Here is an 8,155-nt window from a genome sequence, read left to right as displayed (position 1 = left end):
CTCTTATTTTCATCCGGGTGAAAAATTAAGCACCGGTGCTGAATCTTTCGAATCGGTGCTTTCTTTACATAAAAGAATGCGTTATAATAAACAAGGTCTGTTTAGAGACGCTAACAACACACACATATATGTTAGGTATTCGGGAAAGGGGTAAGACACATGGGCTGGCTATGGTTAACAATTATCGGCATTGTCATTTTACTAGTTGGTATAGCCATCGGTTTCTTTATCGCAAGAAAAACGATGATGAACTATTTGAAAAAGAATCCTCCTATTAATGAACAAATGCTGCGCGTTATGATGATGCAGATGGGGCAGAACCCATCCCAGAAGAAGATCAACCAAATGATGAAAGCAATGCAGCGACAACAAGATAAGAAATAACGATCAGCACCCTTCTAGCTTCTAGAGGGTGCTTTTTTATCCATAGAGAGGGTGAGACGGATGCGCGCTTTTTGGGATTTGCGCTGGTTTTTCTGGCAGGAACGGTTCAAGTACAGCTTCGGGATCCTGCTGCTCATTATTGTGGCCCTGCTTTCCCTTCTGCCGCCGTATGTGGTCGGGGTGGTGGTCGATGCGATCGAACAAAACCGCCTGACGACCGGCATGCTGACCGGCTGGATGGGTGCAATGGTTGCGGCAGGGATATGTATGTACGTGCTCCGGTATGTCTGGCGTATTATGATTTTCGGTTCCTCGCTTCATCTAGGCCGTACGCTCCGCTACAATTTGTATCAGCACTTCACGCGGATGAGCAGCGATTTTTTCGGGCGGAAGCGGACGGGGGATTTGATGGCACACGCCACCAACGATATTACCGCGGTGCAGATGATGGCCGGGCAGGGCGTCTTAACGATTGTGGATTCGCTCGTCATGGGGGGATTCGTCGTTTTGGCCATGGCGATCGGCATCAGCTGGCAGCTGACGCTGATTACGCTTCTGCCGATGCCGCTGATGGCTCTGTTAACAAGCTGGTACGGCCATCTGCTTCATCAGCGGTTTGGCGCTGCCCAGCAGTCCTTTTCGCAGCTGAACAACCGGACGCAGGAAAGCATTTCCGGCGTGAAGGTAACAAAAACGTTCGGGTACGAACAGGAAGACATCGAAGCGTTTGATGAGCAGTCCCGGGACGTTGTGGACAAAAACGAGCGGGTCGCCCGCATTGACGCCCTGTTTGATCCGACAATCACCCTTATCATCGGCGTATGCTATCTGCTCGCGATTGGCTTTGGCGCCGGATATGTGAACGAGGGAACGATTACCATCGGGCAGTTAACGACGTTCAGCGTTTATCTGGGTATGCTGATCTGGCCGATGCTTGCGTTTGGATGGTTTTTTAACATTATTGAACGCGGGCACGCGTCGTATGACCGCATTCGTAGCCTGATGGCCGAGCGGACTGACATTACCGACCAGAAAGCCGGAGTGCAGGACGTGCCGGCCGGGGCGGTGCAGATAGATATAGATGAATTTTATTACCCGCGTTCGGAAACGAGCGCGCTGCACGATATTCACGCGTCCGTGCAGCCGGGACAGACCATCGGGATCGTCGGGCGGACCGGGAGCGGGAAAACAACGCTTTTGCGGCTGCTTCTCCGGGAGCTGAAAAGCGGAGACGGAGCCATTACGATTGGCGGAACGCCGGCGGAGGCCTATTATCTGGATACGTACCGCCTCGCATTCGGAAATGTGCCGCAGGAGCATTTCCTGTTTTCGATGACGCTGGCAGACAATATCGCTTTCTCCAACCCGGAGGCCACCCAGCAGGACATTCAGCGTGCGGCCGGACTCGCAGCCATTCATGACGATATTGTGGCGCTTCCCTACGGATACGCGACAGCTGTCGGGGAGCGCGGTGTCACTCTTTCCGGAGGCCAGAAGCAGCGGATTTCGATTGCGAGGGCTCTTCTGCAGAATCCGGAAATTCTCATCCTCGATGATGCCCTGTCCGCTGTGGACGCAAACACCGAGCAGCAGATCCTCGAAGCGCTGAAGCAGGAGTGGAAGGGGAAAACGACCTTTATCGTTACGCACCGCATGAGCACGGTAAAAGAAGCGGATGCGGTATGGGTGATGGAGCACGGCACGATCATCGAAAACGGATCCCACCGTGCTTTAATGGAAGCCGGAGGCATCTATGCAGAAATGGTGGAGCGCGAAGAACTGAAGGCCCAGGTGGAAAGGGGGGACCGCTGATGCTGCACGAGGATAAAGTGTTAACCAAACAGGAGCAGCGGGCGATCGTGAAGCGGCTGTTAAAGTACGCGGGTGTCCACAAACAGCTGCTGGCGTTTGCCTGTACGTTTCTTGTGATCGGCGTCGGCGCGGAGCTTCTCAGTCCGTATCTCGTAAAGGTCTTTATTGACAGCTACGTGACGCCGGGAGTATTTCCGGTGGATGAATTGGCGTGGCTCGCGGCCATTTTCGCAGCGGCCACCGTTCTTTCCGCGGTGATGGTGTATTTTCATACGTACTGGTTTCAGCGCATTGCGCTGAAAAGCATCCAGCAGATTCGTGTAGACGTATTTTCGAGCGTCGAGGGCGCATCGATGCGTTTTTACGACCAGACACCGTCCGGGGCGCTCGTGAGCCGGATAACCAACGACACCGAACGGATCCGGGAGCTGTACATGGAAGTGCTATCGACCTTTATCCAGAACGGGGTGTTTCTGGTCGGGGTGCTTATCGCCATGTTCTTCCTGGATGTCCGCCTCGCGGCAGCCGCGATACTGATTATGCCGCTTCTGCTTCTGCTGATGATGCTCTACCGCCGCTACAGCGCCAGGTACTACGGGGAAATGAGCGGCAAGCTGAGCCGGCTGAACACGAAAATTAATGAAAGCCTTCAGGGCATGTCGGTGATACAGCTGTTCAGGCAGGAAAACCGGATGAAACGGGAATTCTCCGGGATCAATGATGCCCACTACGAAGCCGGGCTGAAAAGCATGAAAATTGACGGCCTGCTGCTTCGCCCGGCGATCGACCTCGTGTCGGTGCTTGCTCTCGTCGGCGTGCTGTCGTATTTTGGCATTTTATCCATGGAAGGGGCCGTACAGGTCGGAGTGATTTATGCCTTCGTCAACTATTTTGAGCGTTTCTTTGAACCGGTGAATGAAATCATGCAGCAGATGTCGCTGTATCAGCAGTCGATTGTTTCCGCCGGCCGGGTATTTCATTTAATGGATGTGACCGGTCAGGAGGCAGCAGTGACCAGGGGACGGCAGACTGGAGAAGCCTCACGTAGCGGAGAGATCGAATTTGATCACGTGACGTTCAGCTATGACGGCGAGCACCCGGTCCTCCGGGATATTAATCTGTCGGTAAAAGAAGGCGAGACGATTGCGATTGTCGGCCATACCGGCAGCGGTAAAAGCTCCATCATTAACCTGCTGCTCCGGTTTTATGAACACGATGCCGGCGCCATCTTTCTCGGCGGCAAGGACCTGCAGCGCTGGCCGGAAGAGGCGCTGCGCCGGCACGTCGGGCTCGTGCTTCAGGATCCGTTTTTGTTTACCGGCACGGTGCGGGAAAACATTGCGATGCACAACCACCGGCTGAGCGATGAAGAAGTGCGGCAGGCGGCTGCTTTCGTCGGGGCGGATCAGTTTATCGAAGCACTCCCGGACCAGTACGATGAACAGGTGGGAGAGCGGGGGAGCTCGTTTTCGAATGGGGAAAAACAGCTGATCACGTTTGCCCGGACCGTCGCCCATGACCCGAAGGTGCTCGTACTCGATGAGGCAACGGCAAATATCGACAGCGAAAGTGAAGCAGTTATCCAGCGGGCGCTTGCAAGCCTCCTGGAAAACCGGACGACCATCATGATTGCCCACCGGCTCTCCACGATCCGGCACGCCGATCAGATTATCGTCCTGCATCAGGGTGAAATTGCTGAACGCGGGACGCACCAGGAGCTGCTTGCCTCCGGGGGGCTGTATGAAAAAATGTACCGGCTTCAGCATGAAAATGAAGAAGTGCTGTAAAAGAGGGAACAATTGCGGGCCGCCGCTTCGGGGTGTATCATAAAGGCAGGAAAGCCTTCATGTGATACACCCTATTTTTATAGAAAGGAAGGCGGCCGAAGTGAGTACACTGCTGATTATTACGACCCTCACGGCCTTTTTTATGGCTTCTGTCGTGATCGTCATCCGTATGAAAGCCATTAAGCAGCCGGCGACATTCAAAAAAATCGTGCTGCCGCCGTTTTTCATGGCGACGGGAGCGCTGATGTTTGTTTACCCGCCGGCCCGTCCGACCGGGCTTGAGGTCGGCGAGGCGCTTCTCGTCGGGTTTGTTTTCTCCTTTCTGCTGATGGCCACCACGTCTTTTGAAATAAGGGAACGCCGGATTTTTGTTCGACGGTCCAAAGCTTTTTCATTCATTCTGGTCGGCCTCTTAATTGTGCGGACGATCATTAAGCTGATCATCGGCGATGCGATTGAGCCCGCAGTGCTTGCCGGAATGTTCTTTCTGCTGGCATTTGCCATGCTCGTGCCGTGGCGCGTCTACATGGCCGTGAAATACAAACAGCTCGAAAAGGTTCTTCAGCGGGAGCCGGAGCCTGACAGCTCCGTACCCTCCCGTCATTCATCCTAATGAAAGGGAGAAGTGCCCATGTCCAATGATGTAAACGAACACCTTCAAAATGAAATACACGGAAAGAAACTGCCCAATGAAGCGGAGCGTCGTCTGTATCTTGATACGTACCGCGAACGCGTCATTCTGGCGCTGACAAAAAAACAGGTGATGGAAAAAGGAATACGCCAGGAAGTGCTGAATGCAATGCACGACCGTAAGGCGAAGGAAGTACTCGTCGACGGCCATCTGAGCCTTGAGGCGCTGCGGCCGTACCGGAAAGCAGCCGAAACCCGGCGCGTTCCCTACCGGCGCGTCACGCACGACGATCCGGAGGGCACGTACGGACTGGTCGTCACGTCCGACACCGCGATTAACCGCGAGGACGTATTTGCCGAGGATGAACCGGAAGCAGATGCCGGAAATCCGGACGCGGGAGAGAAAAAACCGTGGTGGAAAAAGCTGCTCGGAATCTGACAAACGAAAAAAAGAGGCAAGCGTTTTCCGAATTTTTATCCGAAAATATTTATCTTTGAGGAAAGTTTTGCTATTCTATGAAAGTGGGTCGAGAAACAGATCAGGAAAGGCGGCAGTGAAGTAATACAGCTGCAGGCCTTTCTGCTTATCCTCATCTACTTTTTCGACAACGTTATTGGATTGTTGTATAATAGATCAAGAAGGAGGGGTACATATGGCTCAAAATCAAGACGTATTCAATGCTCGCAAGGCTTTTGAATCGAATGGCAAAACGTATTATTATTACGACATTAAAGCCATTCAGGATGCAGGAGTCGGCGATGTGTCGAAGCTGCCATATTCCATTCGTGTGCTGCTCGAATCTGTACTAAGACAGTTGGACGGACACGTAATTAAACAGGAACACGTAGAAAGCTTAGCAAAATGGGGATCGGAAGAAGGCTCCAAGTATGACGTGCCATTCAAACCATCCCGCGTTATTCTTCAGGACTTTACCGGGGTTCCGGCAGTCGTGGACCTTGCATCGCTTCGAAAAGCAATGAATGATTTCGGTGGAGACCCGGATGTCATCGACCCGGCAATTCCGGTTGATCTTGTGGTGGACCACTCAGTACAGGTGGACCGTTACGGTACTGATGACTCGTTAAACCAGAACATGAACTTTGAATTTTCGAGAAACGAAGAGCGCTACAAGCTCCTCAGCTGGGCAACCAAAGCGTTTAACAACTACAGCGCTGTACCGCCGGCTACAGGCATTGTGCACCAGGTGAACCTGGAGTACCTTGCTTCCGTCGTACACACAAAAGAAACAGAAAACGGCGAAGTGGACACGTATCCGGATACACTCGTTGGTACGGACTCCCACACGACTATGATCAACGGCCTTGGCGTCCTTGGCTGGGGTGTTGGCGGTATCGAAGCGGAAGCGGGCATGCTGCAGCAGCCATCCTACTTCCCGGCACCGGAAGTGGTCGGCGTTCGTCTCGTAAACTCCCTGCCGAATGGTTCGACAGCGACAGACCTGGCGCTGCGCGTTACCCAAAAGCTCCGGGAAACGAACGTTGTCGGCAAATTTGTGGAATTCTTCGGCGAAGGCCTGGCGGAAATGCCGCTTGCTGACCGGGCGACGATTTCCAACATGGCACCGGAATACGGCGCGACCTGTGGGTTCTTCCCGGTTGACGAAGAAGCGCTCAACTATCTGCGCCTGACCGGCCGCGATGAAGAGCATGTGCAGCTTGTAAAAGACTACTGCAAGCACAACCACATCTTCTTTGATCCATCCGAAAAAGAACCGCAGTTCACCCAGGTGATTGAAATTGACCTGGCGGCTATTGAACCAAGCCTGAGCGGACCGAAGCGCCCGCAGGACCTGATTACTTTATCCGACATGAAAAAACAGTTCAATGATGCGCTTACGGCTCCAGCCGGCAACCAGGGATTCGGCCTGTCTCCGGAGGAGATCGACAACGAAGCGACTATCGAACATCCAAACGGCAAAACGTCGACGATGAAAACCGGGGCGCTTGCCATCGCAGCTATCACAAGCTGTACGAACACGTCCAACCCATACGTGATGATCGGTGCAGGCCTTGTCGCCCGTAACGCGGTGGAGAAAGGGCTTGAAGTACCGGAATACGTCAAAACATCTCTCGCTCCAGGTTCCAAAGTTGTTACCCGCTATCTTGATGATTCCGGCCTGATGCCGTATCTGAACGATCTCGGGTTTAACCTGGTCGGCTACGGCTGTACCACGTGTATCGGCAACAGCGGACCGCTGCTCGAAGAGATCGAAAAAGGGATTACAGACAGCGATCTGCTCGTATCATCCGTACTGAGCGGTAACCGTAACTTTGAAGGACGGATTCACCCGCTCGTCAAAGCCAACTACCTGGCATCGCCGCCACTTGTTGTAGCGTACGCGCTGGCCGGCACAGTTGACTTTGATATGTACCGTGATTCGTTCGGCAAGGATAAAGACGGAAATGACGTATACTTTAACGACCTGTGGCCGTCCGCGACGGAAATCAAAGACTTTATCACGCAAAACGTGTCTCCGGACCTCTTTAAAGAAGAGTACGAGAATGTCTTTGACAACAACGAGCGCTGGAACGAGCTGCAATCGGACGAAAATGCGCAGCTGTACGACTTTGACGATGATTCCACGTACATTCAGAATCCGCCGTTCTTTGAAGAAATGTCCAAGGAGCCGGAAGACATTAAACCGTTGAGTGCTCTGCGGGCTGTCGCTAAATTCGGCGACTCGGTTACGACCGACCACATTTCTCCGGCAGGGTCCATCGCAAAGGACAGCCCGGCTGGCCGCTACCTGATGGAAAAAGGACTGAAGCCCGCACAGTTTAACTCGTACGGTTCCCGCCGCGGTAACCACGAAGTGATGATGCGCGGAACGTTCGCCAACATCCGGATTAAAAACCAGCTGGCGCCTGGCACAGAGGGTGGATATACGACCTACTGGCCAAACGGTGAAGTGCTGTCCATCTATGATGCAGCGATGAAATATAAAGAGGAAAACACTGGCCTGCTTGTAATGGCCGGCAAGGATTACGGCATGGGAAGCTCCCGTGACTGGGCAGCGAAAGGGACGAACCTGCTTGGCATTAAGACCGTTATTGCGGAAAGCTTCGAGCGTATTCACCGCAGTAACCTTGTGCTGATGGGCGTGCTCCCGCTGCAGTTCCAGGAAGGCGAAAACGCTGATTCTCTCGGTCTGACCGGAGAAGAGCAATTCGATGTAAAAATTGATAATACCGTAAAGCCGCATGACATGATAGACGTCGTTGCCACTGATCAGGACGGCAAAACGACTACCTTCCAGGTAGTTGCCCGTTTCGACAGTGACGTTGAGATGGATTACTATCGTCACGGTGGTATTTTGCAGATGGTTCTCCGCAACAACCTTGAAGCGGCAGAAGCAAAACGCAATCAATAATGTTTAGAAGAAGGCCCCGGTTCCCCGGGGCTTTCTTTTGAAAGAGGTTAAAAATTTCACATACCATAATGATAAAATTTGTCACACCTTCATCAACCTCTTATAATAAAAATAAGGACTAATGCGTGTTCAACCAGGGAATACGATAAA

The 8,155-nt window shown here is 52.8% G+C and carries 6 protein-coding genes; all 6 read left to right on the top strand.

The window, feature by feature from the left end; translation table 11 throughout:
• The first annotated feature begins 159 nt into the window (after positions 1 to 159).
• The 6 genes from ACTRXF_RS12990 (at position 160) to acnA (ending at position 8,005) form a co-directional block, all read left to right on the top strand.
• On the top strand, positions 160 to 384 hold the full coding sequence (locus tag ACTRXF_RS12990; RefSeq protein WP_022792130.1) for a YneF family protein: 225 nt from the start codon (positions 160 to 162) through the stop codon (positions 382 to 384).
• Positions 385 to 444: 60 nt separating this feature from the next.
• Positions 445 to 2,196, top strand: a complete 1,752-nt coding sequence (locus ACTRXF_RS12985; protein ID WP_474263356.1) for an ABC transporter transmembrane domain-containing protein — start codon at positions 445 to 447, stop codon at positions 2,194 to 2,196.
• The gene (locus tag ACTRXF_RS12980; RefSeq protein ID WP_474263358.1) at positions 2,196 to 3,983 is read left to right on the top strand and encodes an ABC transporter ATP-binding protein; all 1,788 of its coding nucleotides are present in this window, start codon (positions 2,196 to 2,198) and stop codon (positions 3,981 to 3,983) included. Before ACTRXF_RS12985 ends, ACTRXF_RS12980 begins: the two co-directional genes overlap by 1 nt.
• A gap of 100 nt (positions 3,984 to 4,083) precedes the next feature.
• Positions 4,084 to 4,596 (top strand): CcdC family protein, encoded by a 513-nt coding sequence (locus tag ACTRXF_RS12975; RefSeq protein WP_462867003.1) that lies wholly within the window; start codon positions 4,084 to 4,086, stop codon positions 4,594 to 4,596.
• Positions 4,597 to 4,614: 18 nt separating this feature from the next.
• Complete coding sequence (locus ACTRXF_RS12970; protein WP_474263360.1) at positions 4,615 to 5,052, top strand: DUF1694 domain-containing protein; 438 nt, start codon at positions 4,615 to 4,617, stop codon at positions 5,050 to 5,052.
• A gap of 214 nt (positions 5,053 to 5,266) precedes the next feature.
• Positions 5,267 to 8,005, top strand: a complete 2,739-nt coding sequence (gene acnA / locus ACTRXF_RS12965; protein WP_474263362.1) for an aconitate hydratase AcnA — start codon at positions 5,267 to 5,269, stop codon at positions 8,003 to 8,005.
• Positions 8,006 to 8,155: the final 150 nt, after the last annotated feature.

It is taken from the genome of Marinococcus sp. LNHM3E3-2.2, from assembly GCF_056034385.1.
This window is presented reverse-complemented; position numbering and strand designations above follow the sequence as displayed.